This window comes from Amycolatopsis sp. NPDC004625, from assembly GCF_040609695.1.
GTDB lineage: Bacteria > Actinomycetota > Actinomycetes > Mycobacteriales > Pseudonocardiaceae > Amycolatopsis.
The window spans coordinates 16,194-41,708 of the sequence record NZ_JBEXKX010000033.1 but is presented as its reverse complement, the minus strand read 5'-3'; the positions used below and the strand labels follow the sequence as shown (position 1 = coordinate 41,708).

The 25,515-nt window shown below is 73.0% G+C and carries 20 protein-coding genes; 9 read left to right on the top strand and 11 right to left on the bottom strand.

Annotation, left to right across the window (positions count from 1 at the left end):
- Positions 1–3: 3 nt before the first annotated feature.
- Positions 4–1,959, bottom strand: coding sequence for an excinuclease ABC subunit UvrC (uvrC, locus tag ABZW17_RS31490; protein WP_354822366.1), 1,956 nt, complete (start codon positions 1,957–1,959; stop codon positions 4–6).
- Positions 1,960–2,150: 191 nt separating this feature from the next.
- Here uvrC and ABZW17_RS31485 point away from each other — a divergent pair, with 191 nt between their 5' ends.
- Positions 2,151–2,873, top strand: a complete 723-nt coding sequence (locus ABZW17_RS31485) for a trypsin-like serine protease (RefSeq protein ID WP_354822364.1) — start codon at positions 2,151–2,153, stop codon at positions 2,871–2,873.
- A 64-nt stretch (positions 2,874–2,937) separates the two neighbouring features.
- Entirely contained in the window at positions 2,938–3,714 is a 777-nt protein-coding gene (locus ABZW17_RS31480; RefSeq protein ID WP_354822362.1) for an exodeoxyribonuclease III, read from the top strand.
- Positions 3,715–3,724: 10 nt separating this feature from the next.
- On the opposite strand, the gene ABZW17_RS31475 is transcribed toward ABZW17_RS31480, so the two are convergent.
- The 5 genes from ABZW17_RS31475 to rpe form a co-directional block, all read right to left on the bottom strand.
- Positions 3,725–4,165, bottom strand: coding sequence for a PH domain-containing protein (locus ABZW17_RS31475; RefSeq protein ID WP_354822360.1), 441 nt, complete (start codon positions 4,163–4,165; stop codon positions 3,725–3,727).
- Positions 4,162–4,668 carry a 6,7-dimethyl-8-ribityllumazine synthase gene (gene ribH / locus ABZW17_RS31470; protein ID WP_354822358.1) on the bottom strand — a complete coding sequence of 169 codons (507 nt, stop codon included), beginning with the start codon at positions 4,666–4,668 and terminating at the stop codon, positions 4,162–4,164. Before ribH ends, ABZW17_RS31475 begins: the two co-directional genes overlap by 4 nt.
- Complete coding sequence (locus ABZW17_RS31465) at positions 4,665–5,993, bottom strand: bifunctional 3,4-dihydroxy-2-butanone-4-phosphate synthase/GTP cyclohydrolase II (protein WP_354822356.1); 1,329 nt, start codon at positions 5,991–5,993, stop codon at positions 4,665–4,667. Before ABZW17_RS31465 ends, ribH begins: the two co-directional genes overlap by 4 nt.
- A complete protein-coding gene (locus ABZW17_RS31460; RefSeq protein ID WP_354822354.1) occupies positions 5,990–6,619 on the bottom strand; it encodes a riboflavin synthase in 630 nt (209 codons plus the stop codon). Before ABZW17_RS31460 ends, ABZW17_RS31465 begins: the two co-directional genes overlap by 4 nt.
- A gap of 80 nt (positions 6,620–6,699) precedes the next feature.
- Complete coding sequence (gene rpe, locus ABZW17_RS31455; protein ID WP_354822502.1) at positions 6,700–7,371, bottom strand: ribulose-phosphate 3-epimerase; 672 nt, start codon at positions 7,369–7,371, stop codon at positions 6,700–6,702.
- Positions 7,372–7,553: 182 nt separating this feature from the next.
- Here rpe and ABZW17_RS31450 point away from each other — a divergent pair, with 182 nt between their 5' ends.
- From ABZW17_RS31450 to ABZW17_RS31430, 5 genes are all read left to right on the top strand, one after another.
- The gene (locus ABZW17_RS31450; RefSeq protein WP_354822352.1) at positions 7,554–8,753 is read left to right on the top strand and encodes a histidine kinase; all 1,200 of its coding nucleotides are present in this window, start codon (positions 7,554–7,556) and stop codon (positions 8,751–8,753) included.
- Positions 8,750–9,409 carry a response regulator transcription factor gene (locus ABZW17_RS31445; RefSeq protein ID WP_354822350.1) on the top strand — a complete coding sequence of 220 codons (660 nt, stop codon included), beginning with the start codon at positions 8,750–8,752 and terminating at the stop codon, positions 9,407–9,409. Before ABZW17_RS31450 ends, ABZW17_RS31445 begins: the two co-directional genes overlap by 4 nt.
- Positions 9,410–9,574: 165 nt before the next feature.
- Positions 9,575–10,969 carry an alkaline phosphatase gene (gene phoA, locus ABZW17_RS31440; RefSeq protein WP_354822348.1) on the top strand — a complete coding sequence of 465 codons (1,395 nt, stop codon included), beginning with the start codon at positions 9,575–9,577 and terminating at the stop codon, positions 10,967–10,969.
- A gap of 102 nt (positions 10,970–11,071) precedes the next feature.
- The gene (locus ABZW17_RS31435; protein WP_354822346.1) at positions 11,072–12,166 is read left to right on the top strand and encodes a serine hydrolase domain-containing protein; all 1,095 of its coding nucleotides are present in this window, start codon (positions 11,072–11,074) and stop codon (positions 12,164–12,166) included.
- A gap of 351 nt (positions 12,167–12,517) precedes the next feature.
- Positions 12,518–15,550, top strand: coding sequence for a hypothetical protein (locus ABZW17_RS31430; RefSeq protein WP_354822344.1), 3,033 nt, complete (start codon positions 12,518–12,520; stop codon positions 15,548–15,550).
- An 11-nt stretch (positions 15,551–15,561) separates the two neighbouring features.
- Here the strand turns inward: ABZW17_RS31430 and ABZW17_RS31425 are convergent, their stop codons facing one another.
- The 4 genes from ABZW17_RS31425 to ggt form a co-directional block, all read right to left on the bottom strand.
- Positions 15,562–16,059 carry a flavoprotein gene (locus tag ABZW17_RS31425; RefSeq protein WP_354822342.1) on the bottom strand — a complete coding sequence of 166 codons (498 nt, stop codon included), beginning with the start codon at positions 16,057–16,059 and terminating at the stop codon, positions 15,562–15,564.
- Positions 16,056–17,480 (bottom strand): transcription antitermination factor NusB, encoded by a 1,425-nt coding sequence (locus ABZW17_RS31420; protein ID WP_354822340.1) that lies wholly within the window; start codon positions 17,478–17,480, stop codon positions 16,056–16,058. Before ABZW17_RS31420 ends, ABZW17_RS31425 begins: the two co-directional genes overlap by 4 nt.
- Positions 17,477–18,403, bottom strand: coding sequence for a methionyl-tRNA formyltransferase (gene fmt / locus ABZW17_RS31415; protein ID WP_354822338.1), 927 nt, complete (start codon positions 18,401–18,403; stop codon positions 17,477–17,479). Before fmt ends, ABZW17_RS31420 begins: the two co-directional genes overlap by 4 nt.
- 509 nt (positions 18,404–18,912) lie before the next feature.
- Positions 18,913–20,712: a gamma-glutamyltransferase gene (gene ggt, locus ABZW17_RS31410; protein WP_354822336.1), complete on the bottom strand. Its 1,800-nt coding sequence runs from the start codon at positions 20,710–20,712 to the stop codon at positions 18,913–18,915.
- A gap of 204 nt (positions 20,713–20,916) precedes the next feature.
- Here ggt and ABZW17_RS31405 point away from each other — a divergent pair, with 204 nt between their 5' ends.
- Both ABZW17_RS31405 and ABZW17_RS31400 read left to right on the top strand, forming a co-directional pair.
- Positions 20,917–21,717, top strand: a complete 801-nt coding sequence (locus ABZW17_RS31405) for a lysozyme (RefSeq protein ID WP_354822334.1) — start codon at positions 20,917–20,919, stop codon at positions 21,715–21,717.
- 79 nt (positions 21,718–21,796) lie between these two features.
- Positions 21,797–23,149: a hypothetical protein gene (locus tag ABZW17_RS31400; protein WP_354822332.1), complete on the top strand. Its 1,353-nt coding sequence runs from the start codon at positions 21,797–21,799 to the stop codon at positions 23,147–23,149.
- Positions 23,150–23,281: 132 nt separating this feature from the next.
- Here ABZW17_RS31400 and ABZW17_RS31395 read toward each other — a convergent pair whose 3' ends face one another.
- On the bottom strand, positions 23,282–25,378 hold the full coding sequence (locus ABZW17_RS31395; protein WP_354822330.1) for a primosomal protein N': 2,097 nt from the start codon (positions 25,376–25,378) through the stop codon (positions 23,282–23,284).
- Positions 25,379–25,515 lie beyond the last annotated feature (137 nt).

The following is a 25,515-nucleotide window of genomic DNA, read 5'->3' as shown; positions in this document are numbered from 1 at the left end:
TCCTTACTCCCCTGCTCCTGTGCCGTTGCTCGCGCCGGACTCCCCGGCCAGCGCGGCGACCACGGCCTCCGCGGTGCGCCTGCCGAAGCCGGGCACCGCCTCGATCTCTTCGATCCTGGCCTGCTTGAGCTTCTTCACCGAGCCGAAGTGCTTGATCAGCGCGGTGCGGCGAGCCTGCCCCAGCCCGGGCACACTGTCCAATTCGGACGTCTGCAGCCGCTTGGAGCGCTTCTCGCGGTGGTAGGCGATCGCGAAGCGGTGGGCCTCGTCACGCAGCCGCTGCAGCAGGTACAGCGCCTCCGACGTCCGGGGCAGGATCACCGGATCGGGGTCGGCGGGCAGCCAGACCTCCTCCAGCCGCTTGGCCAGCCCGACCACGGCGATGTCGATGATGCCGAGCTCGGCCAGCACGTCCGCGGCCGCGGTGGCCTGCGGGCCGGCACCGTCGACGACCAGGAGGTTCGGCGGGTAGGCGAACTTCTTCGGCCGCCCGGTCTCCGGGTCGAGGCCGGGGGTGCTCGACTCTTCGGCGGTTTCCTTGAGGTAGCGGTGGAACCGCCGCCGGACGACCTCGGCGATCGAGGCGACGTCGCCCTCCGTGGCCGCCTCCCGCAGCGCGAAGCGCCGGTACTCGGACTTGCGGGCGAGCCCGTCCTCGAAGACGACCAGCGACGCCACGACGTCGCTGCCCTGGATGTGGCTGATGTCGATGCACTCGATGCGCAGCGGTGCCGTGTCGAGCGCCAGGAACTCCTGCAGTTCGGTGAGCGCCGCCGAGCGCGCGGTGAGGTCGCCCGCGCGGCGCAGCTTGTGCTGGGTGAACGCCTCGCCCGCGTTGCGCTGCACGGTCTCGGCCAGCGCCTTCTTGTCGCCGCGCTGCGGCACCCGCAGCTGGACGCGCGACCCGCGCAGTCCGGTGAGCCACTCCGCGACCGCCTCGGCGTCGGCGGGCAGCTCGGGCACCAGCACCTCGCGCGGGACGACCGGGCCGGAGTCGACGTCGTCGCGGGCGTCGAGCTCGGCTTCGTCGCCGTAGAACTGGGTGAGGAAGTGGTCGACCAGGGCCGGGACGTCCATCTCCTCGGCCTTGTCGATGACCCAGCCGCGCTGCCCGCGGACCCGGCCGCCGCGCACGTGGAAGACCTGGACGGCGGCTTCGAGCTCGTCGTGGGCGAAGGCGACGACGTCGGCGTCCGTGCCGTCGCCGAGCACCACGGCCTGCTTCTCCATGGCGCGGCGCAGCGCGCCGAGGTCGTCTCGCAGCCGGGCGGCGCGTTCGAACTCGAGCTCCTCGGAGGCCGAGGCCATCTCGGCTTCGAGGCGCTTGATCATGACGTCGGTCTTGCCCGCGAGGAAGTCGCAGAAGTCCTCGACGATGTCGCGGTGCTCGTCGGCCGAGACGCGGCCCACGCACGGCGCCGAGCACTTGTCGATGTAGCCGAGCAGGCAGGGGCGGCCGATCTGGCCGTGGCGCCGGAACACCCCGGCCGAGCAGGTGCGGGCCGGGAAGACGCGCAGCAGCAGGTCGAGCGTCTCGCGGATGGCCCACGCGTGCGCGTACGGCCCGAAGTACCGGACGCCCTTCTTGCGCGCGCCGCGGTAGACGTGCAGGCGCGGGAATTCCTCGTTCAGCGTCACCGCGAGCACGGGGTAGCTCTTGTCGTCGCGGTAGCGGACGTTGAACCGCGGGTCGAACTCCTTGATCCAGTTGTACTCGAGCTGGAGCGCCTCGACCTCGGTGGTGACGACGGTCCATTCGACGCTCGCGGCCGTGGTGACCATCTGGCGCGTGCGCGGGTGCAGGCCGGAGAGGTCGGCGAAGTAGGAGTTCAGCCTGCTCCGGAGGCTTTTCGCCTTGCCGACGTAGATGACCCGCTTGGTCGCGTCGCGGAACTTGTACACGCCAGGGGCATCCGGGATGCTCCCCGGCGAGGGACGGTAGGTGGTCGGGTCAGCCACTCCCCCAGACTATGGGTCGACACCGACAGTTCTCGCACGCCCCCGTCCGCCGGGCGTTCCGGGGCGGCCGCTGTCCGATCCGCCGGAAGTCGGGTCTTCGCCCGGTTCCGACCTTCGTCGGTGTCCTCGCGAGTGACGCGGTGGTTACTTTCCGACCACCCGATCCGGTCCCCTCCGAAAGGATCACCACCGTGAGCTCACTCCGCCTCCTCGGTGCCGCTTCCGCGGCCGCCGTCGCGCTGACCCTGGCCGGCGGGGCGGTCGCCGCCGCGGGCGTCCAGCCGAACATCGTCGGCGGCGGCACCGCCCCCACCGTCTCCTGGGGCGCCCAGGTCTACGTCAACACGGCCGGCCGCGACTACCAGGGCTTCAATTGCTCGGGCACGGTCATCGCGTCCCGCTGGGTGCTCACCGCGGTGCACTGCCTCGACCAGGACAACTCGGGGATGTACGTCCGGGTCGGCAGCAACACGCTGCTCTCGGGCACGAAGATCGCCGTCGACGGCGAGTACGAGTCCCCGAACGGCGACATCGCGCTGCTGCACCTGGCCTCGGCGACCAGCGCGTCGCCGATCTCGCTGGGCAGCTCGGACCCGGCGACCGGCAGCACCAACCAGATCTACGGCTGGGGCCGCACCACCCCGACCGGGCCGCCGGCGACGGCGCTGAAGACGGCGAACGTCCAGGTGACCGGCCGGTCGACGGACGCCTACGGCGGCCGCGCGATCCAGAGCGTCGGCATCAACGGCTCGGCGTGGAAGGGCGACTCGGGCGGCCCCGAGGTCTCGGGCGGCGTCCAGGTCGGTGTCGCGTCGACGGTCCAGAACCAGAGCGGGTCGAACACGCGCGGCACGAACAACTACGCCAGCGTGGCGGCGAGCCGGTCCTGGATCCGGACGACCGCGGGCGTGTGAGTCCCCGGGGCGGCGCTCCGGCGCCGCCCCGGTTCTGTCGGTGGCGTGTGGGATGCTCGCGGGCATGCGGATCGCCACCTGGAACGTGAACTCCATCGTCCCCCGCCTGCCCCGCGTGCTGGAGTTCCTGGAGGGGACGGCCCCGGACGTGCTGTGCCTGCAGGAACTGAAGACCACGACGGAGAAGTTCCCGCTGGCCGAGGTCGAAGCGCTCGGCTACGAGGTGGCGGCGTACGGGCTGGGGCGCTGGAACGGCGTCGGGATCGTGTCGCGGGTGGGGCTGGCCGACGTCGTGCGCGGGCTGCCGGACGAGCCTGCGTTCGAAGGCGCCGCGGAAGCGCGCGCGGTGGGCGCGACCTGCGGCGGCGTGCGGGTGTGGTCGGTGTACGTGCCGAACGGGCGCGAGCCGGACAACCCGCACTACGCGTACAAGCTGGAGTGGCTTTCGTCGCTGCACTCGCTGGTCTCGTCGGAGCTTTCCCCCGGGCCGTTCGCGGTGCTGGGCGACTTCAACGTGGCCCCGACGGACGCGGACGTCTGGGACATCGCGCTGTTCGCGGAGTCGACCCACGTGACGAAGCCGGAGCGCGACGCCCTGGCCCGGCTGCGGGACCTCGGGCTGTCGGACGTGTTCCCGCGGCCGCTGAAGTACGACCACCCGTTCACGTACTGGGACTACCGGGCGGGGAACTTCCCGAACAACAAGGGCATGCGGATCGACCTGGTGTACGGGAACTCCGCGTTCACCTCGGCGGTGACGGATTCCTATGTGGACCGGAACGCGCGGAAGGGGAAGGGCCCGTCGGACCACGCCCCCATCGTGGTCGACCTGGACCTCTGACGCGCAGCGCTCAGGAAGTGGCTGCGCGGTGCAGTTTCCGCAGGGCGCGCACCGCTTCCACCGCCCGGTCCCGGTCCACCGCCTGCACCGCCATCACCGCCTGGTACTCGTCGTCCGGCAGCTCCAGCCGCGCCCACGATGCGCCGTCCGGGAAGCTCACCGACAGCACCTCGCTCCACGCGAACCGGCGGGTGATCAGCACGTTCCGGACCTCGATGCCCTCGGCGTCGGCCCGCACGCGCGCGATCGCGAACAGCATCACGCCACACGCCAGCAGGATCCCGATGCCGACCATCGCCGCCTGGTCGGAACGCTGGAAACGCACGCCCGTGTCGCCGTTGCGCAGCAGCACCGCCACCACGACGAACACCGCCAGCAGCGCCACCGCCAGCACGCTGCACATGATCATCGCCCGCCTCGGGCGGATCACCAGCGAAGTCGCCACGCTCACACGAAACCCCGCTCGGTCCACGGCTGGCGCAGGCTCCGCAGCACGTGCGCGGAGTCCAGGGCGGCCACCGTCGCCTCGTAACCCTTGTCCTCCTTCGCGCCCGGACGGCCCGAGCGGTCGACGGCCTGCTCGTGCGTGTCGCACGTCAGGACGCCGTTGCCGACCGGAGTGCTCTCGTCGAGCGCCACGCGGGTCAGGCCCGCCGTCACCGCGTCGCACACGTACTCGAAGTGCGGCGTGCCGCCGCGGATGACCACGCCCAGCGCGACCACCGCGTCGTGGTTGCGGGCCAGCGCCTGCGCCACCACCGGGAGCTCGACCGCGCCCGCGACGTGCACCACCGTCGGCTCGTCTTCCAGCTCGGCCTCGCGAGCCGCCACCAACGCCCGCTCCAGCAGGACGTCGGTGATGTCCGCGTTCCAGCGGGTGGCGACGATGCCGAGCTTCAGCGACTTGCAGTCGGACAGGTCCAGCTTGGTCTCGGGCCGGCCGTCGCCGCTCACTGTGCTCCTCCGTCGGCGTGCTCGGTGCCCGCGCCGACCTGGTCGTAGTGCTCCAGCTGGGCCAGGTCGTGGCCCATCCGGTCGCGCTTGGTCCGCAGGTAGCGCAGGTTCTCCGGGTTCGGCGAGATCGGCAGCGGCACCCGCCCGGTGACGCGCAGGCCGTAGCCCTCCAGGCCGATCCGCTTGGCCGGGTTGTTCGACAGCAGCCGCATGGTGCGGACGCCGAGGTCGCACAGGATCTGGGCGCCGGTGCCGTAGTCGCGGGCGTCGGCCGGGACGCCGAGCGCGAGGTTGGCGTCGACGGTGTCCGCGCCGTCGTCCTGCAGCTGGTAGGCCTGCAGCTTGTGCAGCAGGCCGATGCCGCGGCCCTCGTGACCGCGGATGTAGAGCACGACGCCGCGGCCCTCGGTGGCCACCGCTTCCAGCGCCGCCTCCAGCTGCGGGCCGCAGTCGCAGCGCAGCGAGCCGAAGACGTCGCCGGTCAGGCACTCGGAGTGGACGCGCACCAGGATGTCCTGGCCGTCGCCGATCTCGCCGTAGACGAACGCGACGTGCTCGATGCCGTCCAGCAGCGAGTCGTAGCCGACCGCGCGGAAGGTGCCCGCGGCCAGCGGGATCCGGGCTTCGGCGACCCGCTCGACCTGCTTCTCGGTGCGACGGCGGTAGGCGATCAGGTCCGCGATGGTGATGATGGCCAGGTCGTGGTCGGCAGCGAAGACCTCGAGCTCGTCGCGGCGCGCCATGTCGCCTTCGTCCTTCTGCGACACGATCTCGCAGAGCACGCCCGCCGGCGCCAGCCCGGCCATCCGGGCCAGGTCGACCGACGCCTCGGTGTGCCCGGGGCGGCGCAGCACGCCGCCTTCCTTGGCCCGCAGCGGCACGACGTGCCCGGGACGGCGGAAGTCCTTCGCCGTGGACGCCGGGTCGGCCAGCAACCGGATCGTGTGCGCGCGGTCGGCCGCGGAAATGCCGGTGGTGATGCCCTCGGCGGCGTCGACCGTGACGCTGTACGCGGTGCCGCGCGCGTCCTGGTTCGTGTGGTACATCGGCGGCAGGTCCAGCCGGTCCGCTTCGGACTCGGTCAGCGCCACGCAGACGTACCCCGAGGTGTAGCGGACCATGAAGGCCAGCAGCTCCGGCGTCGCCTTCTCGGCGGCGAAGATGAGGTCACCCTCGTTCTCGCGGTCCTCGTCGTCGACCACGACGACCGCGCGGCCCGCCGCGATGTCCGCGATCGCCCGCTCGATGGCGTCGGCGTCGAACACCGCTCCGGTGCCGCACGGGGTCCAGCCCGCTTCGGGCTCTGCCGCGCTGGTCTCACTCATGACCGCTCCTCCGTGCCGCTGTCCCGATTGTGCGCCTGGTCGCGGATGTGCGCCTCGGCCAGCTTTTCCACGTACTTCGCGACCACGTCGACCTCGAGGTTGACCAGGTCACCGGGCTCGCGGCGGCCGAGGGTCGTCGCTTCCAGGGTGGTCGGGATCAGGGCCACCGAGAACCGGTCGGGGCCGATCGCCGCGACCGTCAGCGACACGCCGTCGACCGCGATCGAGCCCTTCTCGACCACGTACCGCGCCAGGTGCCCGGGCAGCGCGAACGTCGTGACGCCGGTTTCGTCCCGGCCGAGGAACGCGCCGGTCCCGTCGACGTGGCCCTGCATGATGTGCCCGCCGAGCCGGCCGCCCGCCGGCGTCGCGCGTTCGAGGTTGACCCGGTCACCGGTGGCGACTTTGGCCAGGCTCGAGCGCTGCAGCGTCTCGTCGACGACGTCGACGGTGAACTCGCCGCCGGTCACCTCGACCACGGTCAGGCACACCCCGCTGACCGCGATCGAGTCGCCGTGCCCGGCGTCGCTGGTGACCAGCGGGCCGCGGACGCGCAGCCGGGCCGCGTTGGTCAGCTGCTCGACGGCGGTGACTTCGCCGATCTCCTCGACTATGCCGGTGAACACGTGCACTGCCTCCTAGTGAGCCGGTCCTTCCATCCAACACCCGCCGCGGTCCGGTGGCTTCTCCGGTGCCGCCGCGAGCGTCAGCCGGCGCGGCCGCGGGCCGCCTGCTCGCGCAGCGCCGCGACCGCCTTGCCCGGGTCGGCCGCCCCGTAGACGGCGGATCCGGCGACGAAGCAGTCCACGCCCGCTTCGGCGGCCTGCTCGATGGTGTCGGCGTTGATGCCGCCGTCGATCTCGACGACCAGCGTCAGGTGCCCGGTGTCGACCAGCCGCCGCGCGGTGCGGACCTTCTCCAGGACGTCCGGGATGAACGACTGCCCGCCGAAGCCCGGCTCGACCGACATGACCAGCAGCGTGTCGTAGTGCTTGAGCGCGTCGAGCCACGGTTCGAGCGCGGTGCCGGGCTTGATCGACAGGCCCGCCTTCGCGCCCGCGGCACGCAGGTTCTTCGCCAGCGCGACCGGGTCCTGCGCGGCCTCGGCGTGCACGGTGACGTTGTAGGCGCCGGCCTCGGCGTACCCGATCGCCCAGCGGTCCGGGTCCTCGATCATCAGGTGGCAGTCGATCGGCAGGTCGGTGCTGTCGATCAGGGCCTTCGCGACGGGCAGGCCGAGGGTCAGGTTGGGCACGAAGTGCGCGTCCATGACGTCGACGTGGACCCAGTCGGCGCGGGCCTCCCCGGCGCCGGCGACGGCGGCGATCTCCTCGCCGAGCCGGGCGAAGTCCGCCGCGAGGATGCTGGGTGCGATCAAAGGTCGGTCTGCCACGTCCCGAGTGTAGGAGGCCGCTGCTGACCCCAGCTAACCGGTGACATCCGAGGCTTCGCCTCGGGCCGGGGGCTCCGCCACCCGGACCCCCGAAAGCGGGGGTGTGACCAGGATCTGGCTCCGGAGAGGGAGGTCACGCGGCCCCGATGCACCCTAATCTCGGCCGCATGTCCGGTTTCGCGAGATCCCTGCTGCGCCCCGGTGGCTACCGCAGCATCCCGTACGCCTTGCTCGGAGCGGCGGTGGCGCTGCCCGCGTTCCCGTTCGCCCTGATCGCGGCGGTGTTCCCCGGCACACCCCGCGTGCTGTTCCTGCTCGCGCTCGTCGTGATCGCCGCGGTGCTGGCGCTGGTGGGGCTGTCCGGCCCCGCGCGGCGCTTCGGCGTCGCCGCCGCCAACGCGGTGCTCGGCACCGGGCTGCCGTCGCCCGGCCGGGCGCGGCCCGCGTGGCCGGACCGGGCGCGTTCGGCCGCCTGGCTGGTGCTGCACACCGCCCTGAGCGGGGTGCTGCTCGCGGTCGGCGGCGTCCTCACCCTCGGCGTGCTGACCCCGGTGATGTGGCTGTACGGCGACGAGGGGCAGTTCTCGTTCTTCGGCGTGACCGCCGCCCCCGGCGCGTGGACGGTGCCCGTCGCGCTCGGCATGCTGGTGCTCGCGCTGCTGCTCGCCGCGGCCGCCACGCCCGTGTTCCGGGCCGGCGCGACCGCGCTGCTGGGCCCGTCCGCGGCCGAACGCGCGGCGCTGGCCGAACGCCGCTCGGCCGTGCTCGCCCAGCGCAACCGGCTGGCCCGCGAGCTGCACGACTCGATCGGGCACACGCTGACGACGTCGACCATCCAGGCGGCCGCCGCGGCCGATCTGGTCGAGGCGGACCCGGCCCAGGTCCGGCGCGCACTCGGCACGATCGAAGAAGCGTCTCGAAGCGCCCTCGAGGACCTCGACCACGTCCTGGGCCTGCTTCGCGAGGAGGCGCCGGCGAAGGCGCCGACGCGCACGCTGGCCGAGGTCGACGTCCTCGCCGTGCGGGCCCGCGAAGCCGGGCTCGACGTCCGGCTGGCCGTCACCGGGCCGGTCGCGGCGCTGCCCGCCACGGTGTCGCGCGAGGGCTACCGGATCGTCCAGGAGGCCCTGACCAACGCCCTGCGCCACGCCGGCCCGGGCACGGTCGACGTCCGCGTCGAGGCCGGGCCCGACCACCTCGGCATCGCGGTCGTCAACGCGCTGCCCGGCGCCGGGCCGCGGACCGGGCGGCGCGGGCTGGCCGGGCTCGCCGAGCGCGTCGAGGCCCTGCGCGGCGAACTCGACGCCGGCCCGGACGGGCAGCAGTGGCGGCTGACCGCGTCCATCCCGCTGCGGGCGGGCGCGTGACGCCGTCGGTGCTGCTCGCCGACGACGAGCCGCTGGTCCGCACCGGGTTGCGGGCGCTGCTGGAGCAGCAGGGCCTGCCGGTGGTCGGCGAAGCGGCCGACGGCGGCGAGGTGCTGGACGCGGTGCGGCGGACGCGGCCGGACGTCGTGCTGATGGACGTCCGGATGCCGCGCGTGGACGGCATCGAAGCCACCCGGCAGGTGCTCGCCGCGCTCGCCGAACCGCCGAAGATCCTGGTCGTCACGACCTTCGACAACGACGACTACGTGCACGAAGCGCTGCTGGCCGGGGCCAGCGGGTTCCTGCTGAAGCGGGCGCGCAAGGAGGAGATCGCGCACGCCGTGCGGACGGTCGCCGCGGGCGAGTCGCTGCTGTTCCCCGAAGCGATCCGGCGGCTGGTGAGCGGCCGGACCGCGGCCGGGAAGCACGCGCGGGCGGCGAAAAACCTCACCCGGCGCGAAGCCGAGGTGCTCCGGCTGATCGCCACCGGACTGTCCAATCAGGACATCGCGACGGAGCTGGTGATCAGCCTGGAGACGGTGAAGACCCACGTGGGCAACATCTTCGGCAAGCTCGGGGCCGGCAACCGCAGCCAGGCCGTGGTGATCGCCTACGAAGCCGGGGTCGTCAAGCCGGGGCACCTCGCCGGTCAATAACCGACGTGCTCCCGGTCACCCACGGGAAGTCATGAGTTCGGCCAGCGGCCACCCTCCCGTCACCTTCAGTCCCTCCGCGGCACACATGCGGGAGGACTAATAGCCCGTGTCCGAAATCCGGGCCGTAACTCCCGAAGTCCCCGAAGTTCGCGAATGAGGAGAAACATGGCTTCGCTGTTCACCGGCCGCCGCCGGTGGCTGGTCGCGGGCGCGCTCGGCGCCGCGCTGGTCGCCGCCGCCCCGGTCGCTCTGGCCACCAACGGCTCCGACAACGCCGACGCGCGCTCGTCGGCCGGCACCGGTGACCGCACCGCCGACGTCCGCGCCGCGATCCAGGGCGGTCACGCCCGCAACGTCATCCTGTTCCTCGGCGACGGCATGGGCCAGTCGGAGATCACCTCCGCCCGCAACTACGAGCGCGGCGCCGCGGGCCGGCTCGCCATGGACGAGCTGCCGCTGACCGGCGACTACACCACGTACGCGGTCGAGCAGAACAACCCGGCCAAGCCGAACTACGTGACCGACTCGGCCGCGTCCGGCACCGGCTGGGCCACCGGCGTCAAGACCTACAACGGCGCCATCTCGGTCGACGCCTACGGCAACGACGTCCCGACGATCCTCGAGATCGCCAAGCGCAACGGCCTGCGCACCGGCGACGTCACCACCGCCGAGGTCCAGGACGCGACCCCGGCCGTGCTCGGCTCGCACGTCGTCAGCCGCGACTGCAAGGGCCCGGTCGAGACGACCGCGAAGTGCGCGAAGAACGCCAAGGAGAACGGCGGCAACGGCTCGATCGCCGAGCAGCTGGTGCAGACCCGCCCCGACGTCCTGCTGGGCGGCGGCGCGAAGTACTTCAACCAGACGGTCACGGCCGGCAAGTTCAAGGGCAAGACCGTGCTGGACCAGGCCAAGGCGGCCGGCTACAACGTCGTGAACACCGCGGCCGACCTGGCGGCGGCGAAGAAGGGCAAGCCGGTGCTCGGCCTGTTCGCCGACGGCAACATGCCGGTCAACTGGACCGGCCCGGCGGCCGTGCACGGCGGCACCGCGCCCGCCCGCTGCACGCCGAACACGAAGGTGCCGGCCACCCAGCCGAAGCTGGCCGACCAGACCCGCAAGGCCCTCGAGCTGCTCGACGACCGCCGCAGTGACAAGGGCTTCTTCCTGCAGGTCGAGGGCGCGAGCATCGACAAGCAGGACCACGCGGCCGACCCGTGCGGCCAGATCGGCGAGACGATCGACTTCGACGCGGCGATCGCGGCGGGCACGGCGTTCGCCCGCAGCCACCCCGACACCCTGGTGCTGGTGACCGCCGACCACGGCCACAGCAGCCAGATCGTCGAGCCCACCGCCACCCCGGGCCTGACCGCGACCCTGATCACCAACGAGGGCGCGAACATGACCCTGGCCTACGGCACCGCGGAAGCGGGCGGCTCGCAGTCGCACACCGGCACCCAGGTGCGCATCGCGGGCCTCGGCCCGCAGGCGGCGAACATCGTCGGCCTGACCAACCAGACCGACCTGTTCGGCACCCTGAAGCGCGCCCTGAAGCTGCGCTGAGTGGTGGGGTGGGCCCCCGGGTTTCCCGGGTGGCCTGCCCCATGCCCCCTGGCGTCCCGGTTCCCTAACGTGGGGAAAACCGAGACACCAGGGGGTTTTCTCATGCGGAAGTCATTGCGGGTCGTCACCGCCGGCACGCTCGCCGCGCTGCTGGCCGCCACCACGGCGGCACCGGCGCTGGCGGCGGCGAACCCGGTCCAGGCGAGCCTGGACGTGCTGACCACGCAGGACGGCGTACCGGGGGCGGCCGCGGTGGTCCAGGACGGCCACCGGACCCGGGTCACGCGCAGCGGCACGGGCGACGTCGCCACCGGGAAACCGTTCCCGCGCAACGGATCGTTCCGCGCGGGCAGCGTCACCAAGACGTTCGTGGCCACGGTCCTGCTGCAGCTGGCCGGCGAGGGCCGGGTGCGGCTGGACGCGCCGGTTTCGCGGTACCTGCCCGGGCTGCTGCCGGACGAGCGGATCACCGTCCGGCAGGTGCTGCAGCACACCAGCGGAGTGCCGGACTACCTGCAGGAGTTCGATCTGGGTCACCCGGAGGCCCTGCGCCACCGCGGCGCCGAGCCGGCCGAGCTGGTGGCGCTGGCGCTCAAGCACCCGGCGCTGTTCCCGCCGGGCACGAGCTGGTCGTACTCCAACACGAACTACATCGTGGCCGGGATGATCGCGGAGAAGGTGACCGGGCACGCGCTGGCGGCCGAGATCGCCCACCGGATCACCGGACCGCTGGGCCTGCACGACACGTACCTCCCCCGCCGCGGGGACGAGAAGCTGCCGTCCCCGCACGCAGTCGGCTACTTCCCGCTCGGCGGCGAGCTGGTGGACTTCAGCGACTTCGACGCGACGATCGCGGGCGCGGCGGGCGGCTTGGTCTCGACGCCGGCCGACCTGGACCGGTTCTACGGCGCGTTGCTGGGCGGACGGCTGCTGCGGCCGGCCGAGCTGGCGGAGATGCGCCGGACGGTCCCGGCGGACCTGGGCATCCCGGGCGCGCGCTACGGCCTGGGGCTGGGCAGCATCCCGGTGTCGTGCGGGGTGTTGTGGGGGCACGAAGGCGGGATCATCGGGTTCACGAACTTCGCCGGGGTGGGCCCGGCGGATCGCCGGGTGTCGGTGGTGCTGAACGAGAACCCGACCCCGGCGGAGACGAACCCGCACCTGCTCGCCGCCATCGACGCGGCGGCCTGTTCGTAGTCCGGTGGCACGAGCCGCTCCGGACGGCACACGTCCGAGTGAATGCTTCGGGCGGTGACGAGTGTGCTGCGATGCCCACCCCCGGAAGGGGTGGGAGTCGACGCCGTTGTCGCAGGTTGGCGACACCTGCGACACCGGCGGACGACACTGACCAGCACAAACAGCTGCACGATCGGGTGAAAACTGTCCACAGAGCTAACGAATTGCGCGGTGATCGTCGTCGCGGCGGCGGGACCGCTCGGCGCTCCGGCCGCTGCGGCGATGGACCGGAACACGCGGAAGGACCACGGTCGGGACAGCAGGGGTTCGGGTGCCGGGCACCCTGCTCGAGCCGCTCGACACGAAGGATCCGTGAACCCGCAAGTGAACGTCCGTCCACACGCCGCGACGCCCGAGGCCGCCGCCGTCAGCCGCTTGGCCCTCGCGCTTCCCGAGTGCGCTCCCAAGCAGCTGGAGATCGCGTCGCTGCGGAGCGAGGCCGGTGACGCCGCCTTGCCCGTTTTGACGCCTTACGTCGTCCGGGAGCACGACAAGCTGCTCGTCGACCTGGTCGAGCGCGCGGAGGCCGGAACCAGCGGCATCGCCTCCCTGATCGGGGAGCCCGCGACGGGGCGGAAGCGGGCCGCCTGGGAGGCGATGCACCACCGGGTGGGCGAGGCCCGCGAACCGTTGCTGAGCTCCTGGTACGTCTGGCCCGGAACCAGCCCCAGCGATCCGGTCACCCTGCTCGCGGAGATCGCGAAGATGCCGCCCAAAACCGTGTACTGGCTGGTGGGGGCCCACCGCTACTTCATCAACGCGGGACCGGAAACCGGCAACGAGGTCGCCCTCGCCCTCCGGGAGCTGCTCGCGGATCCGACGCGGGGACCGAACCTGGTCCTCTGCACGTTCACCCCGCCGGTCTGGCAGTCGCTCATGGCCGTGCCGCCGTCCGTCGGCACCGACGACCATCAGCAGGTGCGGCTGTTGCTGGAAGACAGCCGGATCGTGGTGCCCGACAGCTTCACGGAAGCGGAAGCCCGGAAAGCGGCCGAGTCGGGCGATCCACGGCTGGCCGAGGCCGGGGCCCGGGCCGCGGGCCGCCGGGTCGTCCAGTACCTCGCGGCCGCACCCTGGCTGGATGACGCCTTCGCGACGGCGACCCCGGCCGCGCGTGCGGTCCTGCGGTGCGCCTTCGCGGTCCGCCGGCTCGGTCACGGCCGCTGGATCTCGCGGACCCTGCTGGAACGCGGTGCGCTGGGCTTCTTCACCGAACCGGAACTGGAGGACCTCGGCGAGAACTGGTTCTCCGTGGCGCTGGAGGAACTGACCCGCCGCGGTACCGGCGGGGCCAGCCTGCTGACCGGCCGGGCGGCGCCGAACGCCGAGGGCGCGCACGGGCAGTGGTTCCGGCTGGACGAACACATCGATCGCCGCTTCGTCAAGGACGACAAGGTGCCGCAAGCCGCCGAAGCGGGACTTTGGGCGGCCCTGGTGGCATCCGCGGCGACCGACAGCCTGATGGTGCTGGCGGCCGAGTGCCGCCGTCGCCGGCTTCTCCAGCAGTGCAACCAGTTCTACCGCCGGGCCGCCGACGAGAACGTCCCGGGCGCCGCCGAAGCGCTGATCGACCTGTTCCGCGAGGCGAGGCGGGTCGACGACGTGGTCGAGGTCTACGCCGAACTGGCCGCGGCCGGCAACGACGAAGCGCGGCTCGACGCGGCCGAAGCCCTGATCGCCGCCCAGCGCCGGGTCGAGGCCATGCGGTGGCTGGAGCCGGTGGCGGACTCCGGTGATCGCGCCCGGGTCCTGATGGCGATGGCGCTCGCGGACGCCAAGAAGCCGGCGTCGGCGGTCGTCGGCTACCAGGCGCTGGCGCGGGAAGGCGTGCTGAGCGCGGCCGGGGCCGCGGCGGACCTGATGACCGACAGGAAGTCCGACGGCGGTCTGTGGGACGGCCACTCGGGGAACCGGTACGAACCCGCGATCGAGTGGCTGACCGAACTGCTGGAGCGGCCCGGGATCGACACGCGCGGCAAGATCATCGAGCTGATGATCGCGCGGGACCGCGGCCGGATCGAGAACGTGACGCGCTGGCTCCACGACCGTGGGCAGGACGGGGATCACCTGGCCTACCTCTACGGTGCTCGCCTGCTCGCCGAGCACGGTCAGGCCGAAGACGCGCTCTCGTGGTGCGACACCGCGGTCGAATACGGTGTCGACGGGGCGCGCACCGCGATGGCGATGGTCTACGCGCAGGCCGGGTTCCTCGACGCCGCGTCCCAGCACGCGAGGGCCGCCGCCGAGGAGGATCCGGCCGTGCTGACGGCCATCTCGGAGATGTTCGCCCGCAAGGGTTTGCTGCAGCGGGCCTTCGAGGGCTTCCGGCGGGCGGCGGACCTGGGTGACGTCGCCGCTTGGGCCCGCGCGGCCGAAGCCGCCGCCGAAGTCGGCTGGGGCGGCGTCGCGGGCGACTTCGTGAAGCGCGCCGAGCGGCTCGGGATGGCCTCCGCCGCTCTCCGGCAGCGGGTCGCCGGCGCGATGTGCCGTTCGGGGAAGGCCCGGGAGGCGATCGAGTGGTACCTCGGCGGCGTCGACCTGGCCGATCCCGGGGTGCTGGACCCGATCAGTGACTTCCTGCTGGTGGACGAGACCTTCCACGCCGCCGCGGAGAAGTACGCCCGGCTGGTCCACGTCAGCCGCGGGGAAGCGCTGAACTGGGTGGCCGAAGGCCTGCTCACGATCGGGTACCGGGAGCTGGAGGCGCAACGCCGCCAGGTCGCCAACACCGGCTCCAGCCTCTGGCCCCGGTTCAACGACAAGATCGTGATGACCGCCGAGTACTGGTTCCCCGAGGCCGCCGCGGCGGGACACGAACCGGCGTGGCTGCGGACCGTCGACGTCCTGCTCGACCTGGGGCGTTACGAGTCGGCCGCGCGCCGGCTCAGGAACGCCCGGACGGAAGCGAACATCCGCAGCGAGGTCCACGAGGTGATCGTCCTCGCCCTGGCGCACCAGGACAACGCCGACCGGGTGGTCGCGGTCGTCGAGGACCAGATCGAGCGCGGGATCACCACGGCCGTGGCGCGGACCGCGGTGGCCCTCCTGGTGCACGAGAAGTCCGAGCACGCCGAGCGGGTGCTCATCCGGGGACGGGACGCCGGCGACCTGCCGTCGCGGGTGGCGCTGGCCGACTTCTGGTGCCGGCACGAAAACCCGGCGAGGGCTCTCGACGAGTACTTCGTCGCCCTGGCGTCCGGGTGCGACGTGCAGCAGAAGATCGAGCAGACCATGCACGTGGCGCGCAACAAGGAAATGCTCGACGATTTCCGGCGGTACGGGGTGACGCCCGGGGGTGAGCTGGCGAAGCCGTGGGCCGCCGCCTCTCCCAGCTTCCCGCGGTAGCGCACCGGGCCTCAGGGCAGCAGGTCCAGCACCTCGGTCCACGGCCGCCGGTGGTCCAGGCGGTGCAGCGTCACCCCGGCGCCCGCGAGGGTGTCGAGGTGGCGTTGCCACGCCGGGTGGTGCACCCGGGTGTCCTGGATCTGGTACGCCACCACGATCGTGATCCCCGGCGCGCCGAGGACGTCGCCCAGCACCGTCAGCGCCTGGTTGTCCGCGATCCCCAGCGCCAGCTTCGCGACCGAGTTCGCCGACGCCGGCGCGAACAGGAACACCGCCGGGTCCGGGTGCGGCCGCGGCTCGCCCGGGAGCCGTGACACGCTGCGGACCGGCAGGTCCGTGGCCGCCGCGAGCTCGGCCAGCCCACCGGCCGACTCCAGCCAGCGGTGCGCCGTCGGCGTCAGCGTGATCGCCGGGCGCCAGCCGCGCCCGGCCGCGGGGTGGACCAGCTCGGCGGCGAACCGGACGTCCAGCCCGCCGCACGAGCTCGCGACCAGCCCGAGGTCGGTCACGGTTTGCGCAGCACGGCGCAGAACATCGCGTCCGTGCCGTGGCGGTGCGGCCACAGTTGGACGTACGGTCCGTCCCCGAGCTCCGGGACGCCCGGGAAGAACCCGCGCGCGTCCAGGACCTCGGCCTTCAGGCGCCGCGCCGTCTCCGCGAAGACGCCTTCGGTCTCGGCCAGGTGCGGCGAGCACACGACGTAGGTGAGCGCGCCGCCCGGCCGCAGCAGGTCGTACGCCGCGGTGATCAGCTCGCCCTGCAGCTTCGTCAGGTCCGCGACGTCGGACGGCTGACGCCGCCAGCGCGCCTCCGGCCGCCGCCGCAGCGCGCCGAGCCCGCTGCACGGTGCGTCGACGAGGATCCGGTCGTATCCCGGCTCGAGGCCGCTTTCGCGTCCGTCGCCCACGTGGACCTTCACCGGCAGGCCGCTCGTGGCCTTCTCGACGAGCTTCGCGCGGTGCGGCGCCTTCTCGACGGCGTCGACGGCCGCCCCGCTCAACGCCGCCAGCGCGCCGAGCAGCGCGGCCTTGCCGCCGGGGCCCGCGCACAGGTCGAGCCAGCGCGCGTCGGAGCCGTCCACGGGCACCTTCGTCGCGGCGATCGCGCAGAGCTGGCTGCCCTCGTCCTGGACCGCGGCCAGCCGCTCGCGGACCGGTTCGGCGTCGGCCGGGTCGCCGGCGCCGGCGGGCAGGCGCACGCCGTAGGGCGAGTAGGGCGCCGGGTCGCCGCCGGTGATCGCGGCGAGCTCGTCGGCGCTGATCTCGCCGGGGCGGGCGACCAGGTGCACCTCGGGCCGCGCGTCGTCGGCTTCCAGCGCGGCCCTGAGCCCGGCGCCCTTGTCACCGAGCGCTTCGGCGAACGAGCGGGCGATCCAGCGCGGGTGCGCGGTGCGCAGCGCGTAGGCCCCGATCGGGTCGGCCGCCTCGTCCGGCGCGAGCTCGTCGAGCCACGCCGCTTCGTCCTTTTCGGACACCTTGCGCAGGATGGCGTTCGCGAAACCCGTGGCCCACGAACCGGCTTCGGCGCGCACGAGGTCCACAGTGGACGTCACGGCGGCGTGCTCGGGGATGCGCGTGCGCAGCAGCTGGTAGACGCCGAGGCGCAGCGCGTCGAGCACCGCCGGGTCCGTCTGCTTGAGCGGGCGCTCGGCGCAGGCCTCGATGACGGCGTCGAGCAGGCCCTGCGCCCGCGACGCGCCATAGGCGAGTTCGGTGGCCAGAGCGGCGTCCCGGCCGGTGATCCGCCGCTCGCGCAGCAGGTCCGGCAGGACGAGGTTGGCGTAGGCGTCCTTCGTCCGGACGGCCGCGAGGACGTCGAACGCGGCCTGCCGGGCCGGGTCGACCTCCGGCGGGCGGCGCGGCCCTTCCTTGCGCGGGGCCGGGCGGCCCCGCTGCGGCCGTGACGGGCGTCGTTCCCTGTGGTCGTTCACCGGAGGCGCTCTCCCTGGTCGATCCTTGTTCCACGCGCCCAGTCGGTGGCCGCCATCCGTTTCTTGCCGGGTGCCTGGACATCGCCGAGCCGCAGCGGCTTCGTCGCCGTCCCGACCAGCACCCGTTTGCGTTCGACCACGATCTCGCCCGGCGGCGGGCCGGGTTCGTCGAGCACCGTGACCGGGCCGAGCTTGAAGCGTTCCCCGCGGAACTCCGCCCAGGCACCCGGGTCGGGGCTGACGGACCGGATCTGCCGGTCGACCGCCGAGGCGGGGTCGGCGAAGGACACCCGCGCGTCCTCGACGGTCACCTTCGGCGCGTAGCTGACCCCTTCGGCGGGTTGCTCCCGCGCGACGAGGCTGCCGTCGGCGAGACCGTCCATGGTGGACAGCAGCAGCTTGGCCCCGGACTCCGCGAGCCGCCCGAGCAGGGCCCCGGCGGTGTCGGTGGCACCGATGGCCTCGGTGACGACGCCGTAGACGGGGCCGGCGTCGAGTTCCTTGACGATCCGGAAGGTCGAGGCGCCGGTGATCTCGTCCCCGGCGCGGATCGCGGCCTGCACGGGCGCGGCACCGCGCCACGCGGGCAGCAGCGAGAAGTGCAGGTTCACCCAGCCCACCCGCGGAATGTCGAGCGCGGCCTGCGGCAGCAGCGCCCCGTAGGCGACGACCGGGCAGACATCCGGCGCGAGCTCGGCGAGCCGCGCGAGGAAAGCGGGATCCCCGGCGCGCGAAGGTGTGAGAACCTCGATGCCGTGCTCGTCGGCCAAGGCCCCGACGGGCGACCGGACAACCCGCCGGCCACGCCCGGCCTGCGCATCGGGCCGCGTGACGACGGCAACGACCTCGTGCCGCCCGGAATCGAGCAGCGCGCGCAGGGCGGGGACCGCGGGATCGGGGGTGCCGGCGAAGACGAGCTTCATCGGCCCACCCCCGGCGGAAGCAGGGTTTCAGGTGGCTGGAACATCGAGCCCGAGTCTAGAAGGCTCCCCCGAGCAGGGCGCGGCCAGCTCGGGCCTGGGTGTCCACAGGGTAACGGCGATGTGGACAACCGGGCTGGAGCTGCGGGTTTGCCGGGGCTTTCGTCGGGGGGTGGCGATAGGCTGGACAAGGGCACGCCCCCCAGGGAGGGCGGGGGCATTTCCGGGGTCGGGGCTGGGCCCGGTGCACAGGGCGGGGCGCTGGTGGAGCGGTCCGCCTCCCCACGACGGTAATGCCGCCGGCCGCCTGCGCAACGGCAGCCACTCCGCACGACGGCCACGCCTCGGAGTCGCCGGCCGGTGCGGCGAGCGAAACCCCACGTCGACCCGCGCCCGTTCTGCACCGGCAGCATCCGCGGATCACCGCACCCAAAGAGCCGCGGAACCGGCGCGAACCCACGAACGCAGCGGGCCCGCCCTCCCAGCCAGGAAGGGCGGGCCCACCCACAGACCTACCAGTTCGCCGGCCACACCACCTGCGCCGCGCCCTGGCCACGCCGCACCGGCTCCGCCGCCGCCAGCCAGCGGCCGTCGCGTAGCCGCTCCACTCCCGTTGCCGCGCCGATCTCCGCCGGGGCCGTCGAGAATCCCTGGCCCCTCGCCTTCAGGTCCGCCGTCTCCGGCTGGTCCAGGAATGCCTGCTCCACCTGCGCCTGCGCCGAGTTCCGCTGCGATGCCCGCGGGGCCGCGATCGCGTTCTCCAACGTCAGGCCGCGGTCCAGCCGGCCCAGGATCACCTGCAGCACCGTCGTGATGATCGATGCCCCGCCCGGGGAGCCCGTCGCGAAGAACGGGCGGCCGTGGTCCAGGACGATCGTCGGGGCCATCGACGAGCGGGGGCGCTTGCCCGGGCCCGGGAGGTTCGGGTCCGGCACGCCCGGCGTCACCGGCGTGAACGAGAAGTCCGTCAGCTCGTTGTTGAGCAGGAACCCGCGGCCCGGCACGACGATGCCGCTGCCGCCCTCCTGCTCGATCGTCAGCGTGTACGCCACGACGTTGCCCCACTTGTCCGCCACCGTCAGGTGCGTCGTGTTCTCGCCCTCGTACGGCGTCGGCGCGGCCGTCGCGCCCGCGGCACACGCCGTCGGGTGGCGGGGGTCGGCCGGGGCGACCGGGCTGGTCGCCGCCTTGTCCTTCGAGATCAGGCACGCCCGGGTGTTCGCGAAGCGCTGGCTCAGCAGCTCGCGCGCCGGGACGTCGATGACCGCCGGGTCGCCGATCCAGCGGTTGCGGTCGGCGAAGGCGAAGCGGGTCGACTCCAGGAAGTACTGCAGGTAGTCGGCCTTGCTCGCGTGCTTCAGGTCGAAGTTCTCGAGGATGTTCAGCGCCTCGCCGACCGTCAGCCCGCCCGACGACGGCGCCGGCATGCCGTAGACGTCGAGGCCCTCGTAGCGCGCGTGGGTCGGGTCGCGCTCGATCGCGCGGTAGGCCGCGATGTCGGCCGCGGTGAGCTTGCCCGGGCGGACGTTCAGCGTCGAGGCCGGGTCGACCGGCGGCCGCTGCACCGTCTTGGCGATGTCCGCGCCGATCGGCCCGCGGTAGAGCGCGTCGACGCCGTTGCGTTCGAGCTGCGCGTACGTCGCGGCCAGGTCGGGGTTCCTGAAGACCGTGCCCGGCGACGGCGGCGCGCCACCGGGCAGGTACAGCGACCGGGTCGACGGGAACGCGGCGAACCGGGCCGCGTTGTTCGCGATCTGCGTCTGGAACGTCTGGTCGACGACGAACCCGTTGCGCGCCAGGTTCTCGGCCGGCCTGAGCGACTTCGCCAGCGAGCGCGTCCCCCACTTGCGCAGGGCTTCGGCCCACGTCGCGGGCGTGCCGGGCACGCCGACGCTCAGCCCGCTGGTGACCGCGTCGGCGAACGGCAGCGGCTGGCCGTTCTCGAGGAACAGGTTCGCGTCGGCGGACTTCGGCGCCGTCTCGCGGCCGTCCAGCGTGTGGACGCGGTGGGTCTTGGCGTCGTAGTAAACGAAGAACCCGCCACCGCCGATCCCCGCGGAGAACGGGTCGGTGACGCCTAGCGCGGCAGCGACCGCAACGGCCGCGTCGACGGCGTTCCCGCCGTCGCGCAGCACCTGGGTGCCGATCGCGGTGGCGTCGGCGTCGATGCTGGCGACGGCACCCCCGAAGCCGACGGCGACCGGGGACTTGGGTGTGGGTGTGGCCGCGGAGGCGGTTCCGCTCGCGACGGTGGTCACGAGCGCGCCGGCTGCGGCGATGGCGAGGATTCGGCGGCATCTGTGCGCGGACATGCGGGCGAGTCTGCCCCTCGCGTCCGGTTGCTTCAAGACGGCAAAGGACGCGATTCGCCCGCATTGTCAACTTTTCACACACTTTAGGGGTTCGAGAAATTAAATCACATGGAGCAGTGACGTTCCGGTGGCCGTTGTAACACAATCGTGCGGCGCGGCCTGCACACCGCGCTTCGCGAGGGCAACCGGAAGGAACAACCGAAGATGACTGCACCAAGACGGACGTGGCGACGCCTGTTCGGCGCCGCGTTCACGGTCTCGGCCGCCCTGCTGGTCGTGACCGCCGGCACTGCCGGCGCCGCACCGGAACCGGACAACCACGAGATGGGCGCTTCGATCCGCGCCCACGACGGGGTGGCCCCGGCCGGGCTCGCGCCGGCGTCGGTGGACGCGAGTGTCCCCGGCATCGACGTGAGCTCCTACCAGGGCAACGTCAACTGGGCGTCGTACTGGAGCGCGGGCAAGAAGTTCGCCTACGTCAAGGCGACCGAGGGCACGGGTTACCAGAACGCGTACTTCAGCCAGCAGTACACGGGGTCGTACAACGTCGGCATGATCCGCGGCGCGTACCACTACGGCCGCCCGGACACCTCGGGCGGCGCGGCCCAGGCGGACTACTTCGTCGCCCACGGCGGCGGCTGGTCGAAGGACGGCAAGACGCTGCCGGGCACGCTCGACATCGAGTGGGGCCCGAACAACGCCTGCTACGGCAAGACACCGGCGCAGATGGTGGCGTGGATCAAGGCGTTCAGCGACGAGTACCACGCCAAGACGACCCGCTGGCCGGTGATCTACACGGCGACGAGCTGGTGGAGCCAGTGCACCGGCAACACGGGCGACTTCAGCTCGACGAACCCGCTGTGGGTGGCGCGGTACGCGTCGTCGGCGGGGACGCTGCCGTACAACTGGGGCTTCTACACGTTCTGGCAGTACAGCTCCTCGCCGATCGACCAGGACACGTTCAGCGCGGACATCACGCGCCTGAAGGTGCTGGCGACCGGCTGATCCCGACTTACGCGGGTTCCGTGGGTGACGCGGTCGGCGCAAGACTCGACCGCGTCGCCCACGACGTGGAGGGAAACCCGTGCGCCTGTCCGCTCTGCTCCCCCTGCTCGCCGCCGTTCCGCTGGTCGCCTTTCCCGGGGTGGCCACGGCCGCGCCCGGCTGCTTCGACCCGGCCGCCGCGCTGACCGTCGAGGAACAACGCCTGCCCGCTTCCTTGCCGGCCGGTGGCCCGGCGGTCGGTCCCGAGCTCGTCCGGCTGGCCGGGCTCGATCCGTTCGTCGCCGAGGTGAAGCGTGACCTCTGTGCGGCGCGCAGCCCGCGTCGCGCGGAACGCGTCGTCACGCAGGCCGGTGACCGGCTGTGGCGGACGACCGTCGACCGCGCCCAGGGACGCCGTCCGGACCTCGGGACGCTCGACCGGTTCGACGACCGGCCGCTGTACTGGGCGCGGCTGCAGCTGAGCAGCGCGATCCGGCAGTGGCGGCCGGCGTTCGCGCTGCCGGACCGCGGTGCGCTGCTCACGGCGTTCGACCGGGGTTCGCGCGGCCTCGACGACGTCCGGTTCCCGCTGGGGAAAACGCGGCGGGTCATGGTGAGCGGCTTCGACCCGTTCCAGCTCGACGGCGCCGGCATCCGGATCTCGAACCCGGCCGGGGCGTCCGCGCTGCAGCTGGACGGGCGGGTCCTGGACACGCCGTCGGGCCCGGCGGTGGTGCAGGCGGTGAACTTCCCGGTGGTGTGGGGCTACTTCGACGAGGGCATCGTCGAAGCGGCGTACGGCGAGGCGTTGCGCGACCGCGCGCGGCGGCCGGACGTGATCATGACGATCAGCCAGGGCCGCCCGGGGCGGTTCGACATCGAACGCTGGGCCGGCGCCTGGCGCGGCGGCTTCCCGGACAACAACAACGTCTCGGTGACGGGCGGCGTCCCGCCGGCGGCGGGCTGGCCGCAGCCGGACGTCCAGTTCATCGAGACGACGTTGCCGTATTCGCGGATGCTCGGGGTGACGGGTGCTTACCCGGTCGATTTCAACCAGGCGTTCTGCGTCTGGCCGGACGCTTCACAACCGGGTACCGGGACGCCGGTGTGCCGGTCGGACGCCCCGGCGCCGGGGGAAATCGCGGCTTCGGGCGGCGGCGGGAACTACTTGTCGAACGAATCCATGTTCCGAAGCAATCGCCTGCGCCTCGGCCTCGGTTTGACGAGCCTGCCGGGCGGGCACCTGCACACGCCGGTGCTGGGCCAGCCCACGGCCCCGGACGCGCTGACGGACACGGATTTCGAGGCCCGCCGCCAAGCGATCGCGGCCGAGGTCGTTTCGCTGGCAACGGCCGCCGCCGCGGGCGACCGGACTCCGGCCACACCGCCACGCGCCACCGATACCCCGCGCGCCGCAATGGAATCCCTGCCGGGCACGGTCCTCCCCGGCTGACACCGTGATGCCCCGCCAATCACCTGTGCGGCAAACGGCATCTCGCGTGATTGGAAAGGCATCTCGCGTGATTAGGAGGGCATCACTCGTGATTGGCGGGGAATCACGTGTGATTGGGGACGACAAGGGTCGCTAAATGAGGTCCAGGGGGTCGAGCTGGATGCGGATCGGTTCCGTGGCCTTTTTCGCGTCCCGGCGGGCCGCGGCCGCGTGGATGGCCGAGGACAACGCCTTTCCGTCGGCGCGGGACACCCGGACCAACGCGCGCTCGCGATCCGCATTGCCCTCTTCGTCGACCTCGCCGATCGGGACCGGGCCCAGGACCTCCCCGGACTCGGGCAGCGGCAGGTCCGACAGCAGCGTGGCCACCGCGTCCGAGCTGCCCTCCACGCTCGCCATCCGCATCGCCGGGGGGAAGCCCAGCTCACGCCGTTCCGCCAGCTCCTGGCCCGCGTGCCAGGCCGGGTCCCAGCGGACCAGGGCCTGGACCACCGCCAGTCCCGCCTCCGCCCCGACGATCACCCGGCCGCCCGACGCCGCCGGACGGACCAGGGCCGCCGCCGCCATCCAGCGGCGCAACGTCTCTTCGCCCGCCCGGAGGTCCTGGCGGCCCAGCAACGCCCAGCCGTCCAACAGCAAAGCCGCGCCGTAGCCGCCTTCGGCCACCGGTTCCGCTCCCGGTGTGCACACCACCAGCGCCGGTTTGCCCGGTACCGATTCGAGGACCTCCGCCGCGCCGGACGTGCGGACCGGGATGCCCGGGAACGCGCGGCCCAGCTCCTCCGCCGTCCGCTTCGCGCCGACGATCACCGCGCGCAGCCGGACCGAGCCGCACGCCGTGCAGCGGAACGCCGTTTCCGGGACGCCGCACCAGCGGCACGCCGGGGGTCGCGGCTGCCCGTCGAGCGAGCCGCCGGGCAGGGCCAGCGGGCCGGCGCACCGGCGGCAGTGGGCCGGGGTCCGGCAGGTGCCGCAGGCCAGGCCGGGGACGTACCCGCGCCGCGGGACCTGGACCAGCGCCGGGAGGTCCGCCGCGAACGCCTGGCGGGCCGCCTCGAACGCCACCGCCGGCAGGCGCGCCACGCGGGCGGCCTCGTCGCGGGCGACGTCGAAGTCCTCGCCCACCGGCGTGACGCGCGGGGCCGCGGACCGCAGCGTCGCACGGTCGGCCAGCACCGGCGCGGCCCAGCCGGACTCGACGAGCAGCTGGGCCTCGGCCGTCCGGGCGAAGCCGCCGACCAGCAGGGACGCCTTCGCCGCGTGCGCGCGGTCCATCAGGACGTCCCGGACGTGCGGGTACGGCGCGTGCTGGTCGAGGTGCAGGTCGTCGCCGTCGTCCCAGACGACGAACAGGCCGGGGTCGTGGACCGGCGCGAACATCGCCGCGCGCGTCCCGACGACCACGCGCACCGCCCCGCGCAGCACGGCCAGCCAGCGCCGGTACCGCTCCGCGGGCCCGAGCCCGGCGATCAGCGCCACCACGGCGTCCTCGCCCACGACCGCCGCGCACGCCTCGTGCACGCGGGTCAGGTCGCGGTGGTCCGGCACCACCAGCACCGCACCCCGCCCCGACGCCGCCGCGGTGCCGGCCGCCTCGGCCAGCCGGCGCGGCCAGTCCTCGCCCGGCAGGGCCTGCCAGACGGCGTTCGCGGGCTTGCCCTCCCCCAGCGCCTCCAGGAACGCCGGACCGCGCTGGTAGCGCGCCCAGGCCGTCGCATCGGGCGCCTCCGGCGAAGGCGCCGGCGCCAAGGGCGGCTCGCCTTCGGCCTTCGCGTGCCGCGGTGGGATGGCCAGCCGCAGGACGTCGGACAGCGTGCCGCCGTAGCGGTCCGCGACCGCCCGGCAGACCGCGTGCAGCGACGGCGGCAGCACCGGCTCGGCCGACGTCACGCGGTCCAGGAAGGCCAGCTTGCTGCCGTAGTCGCTGGTCTCGCCGCGCTCGATCAGGTAGCCGTCGACCAGCTGCCCGGCGAACCGGACGCGCACGCGGCACCCCGGCACGGCGGTCTCGTGCTGCTTCTCGGGCACCAGGTAGTCGAAGGTGCGGTCCAGGTGCGCCAGCGGGATGTCGACGACGATCCGCGCGACCGGCCGCTCGGGCGCGGGCGACTGCGCGCCCTTCGCCTTCTGGCCGGGTTTCGCCGGTTTCCGGGCGCGCGAAGGGGCCGCCTTCGGCGAAGGCGGCTGCTCCGGGAGGTCCCAGAGGGCGGCGGGCTCGGAACTGCTCACGCCGTGATCTCTACCAGACCCCTCCGACAACCCCGCCGCCACCGGTCGTGAGTGGTAAGGAGGGGTGTAAACCCCCGGTACACACACGAACACCCCGGGGCGAGGGAAGGGCCGCCCCCCCGGGGGGACGCGCGGAG

Bases quoted from the DNA above. Each gene is read 5' to 3' on its own strand.
- phoA (WP_354822348.1), top strand. From the start codon at position 9,575: ATGGCTTCGCTGTTCACCGGCCGCCGCCGGTGGCTGGTCGCGGGCGCG.
- ABZW17_RS31435 (WP_354822346.1), top strand. From the start codon at position 11,072: ATGCGGAAGTCATTGCGGGTCGTCACCGCCGGCACGCTCGCCGCGCTG.
- fmt (WP_354822338.1), bottom strand. From the start codon at position 18,403: ATGAAGCTCGTCTTCGCCGGCACCCCCGATCCCGCGGTCCCCGCCCTG.
- ggt (WP_354822336.1), bottom strand. From the start codon at position 20,712: ATGTCCGCGCACAGATGCCGCCGAATCCTCGCCATCGCCGCAGCCGGC.
- ABZW17_RS31480 (WP_354822362.1), top strand. From the start codon at position 2,938: ATGCGGATCGCCACCTGGAACGTGAACTCCATCGTCCCCCGCCTGCCC.
- ABZW17_RS31450 (WP_354822352.1), top strand. From the start codon at position 7,554: ATGTCCGGTTTCGCGAGATCCCTGCTGCGCCCCGGTGGCTACCGCAGC.
- ABZW17_RS31405 (WP_354822334.1), top strand. From the start codon at position 20,917: ATGACTGCACCAAGACGGACGTGGCGACGCCTGTTCGGCGCCGCGTTC.
- ABZW17_RS31465 (WP_354822356.1), bottom strand. From the start codon at position 5,993: ATGAGTGAGACCAGCGCGGCAGAGCCCGAAGCGGGCTGGACCCCGTGC.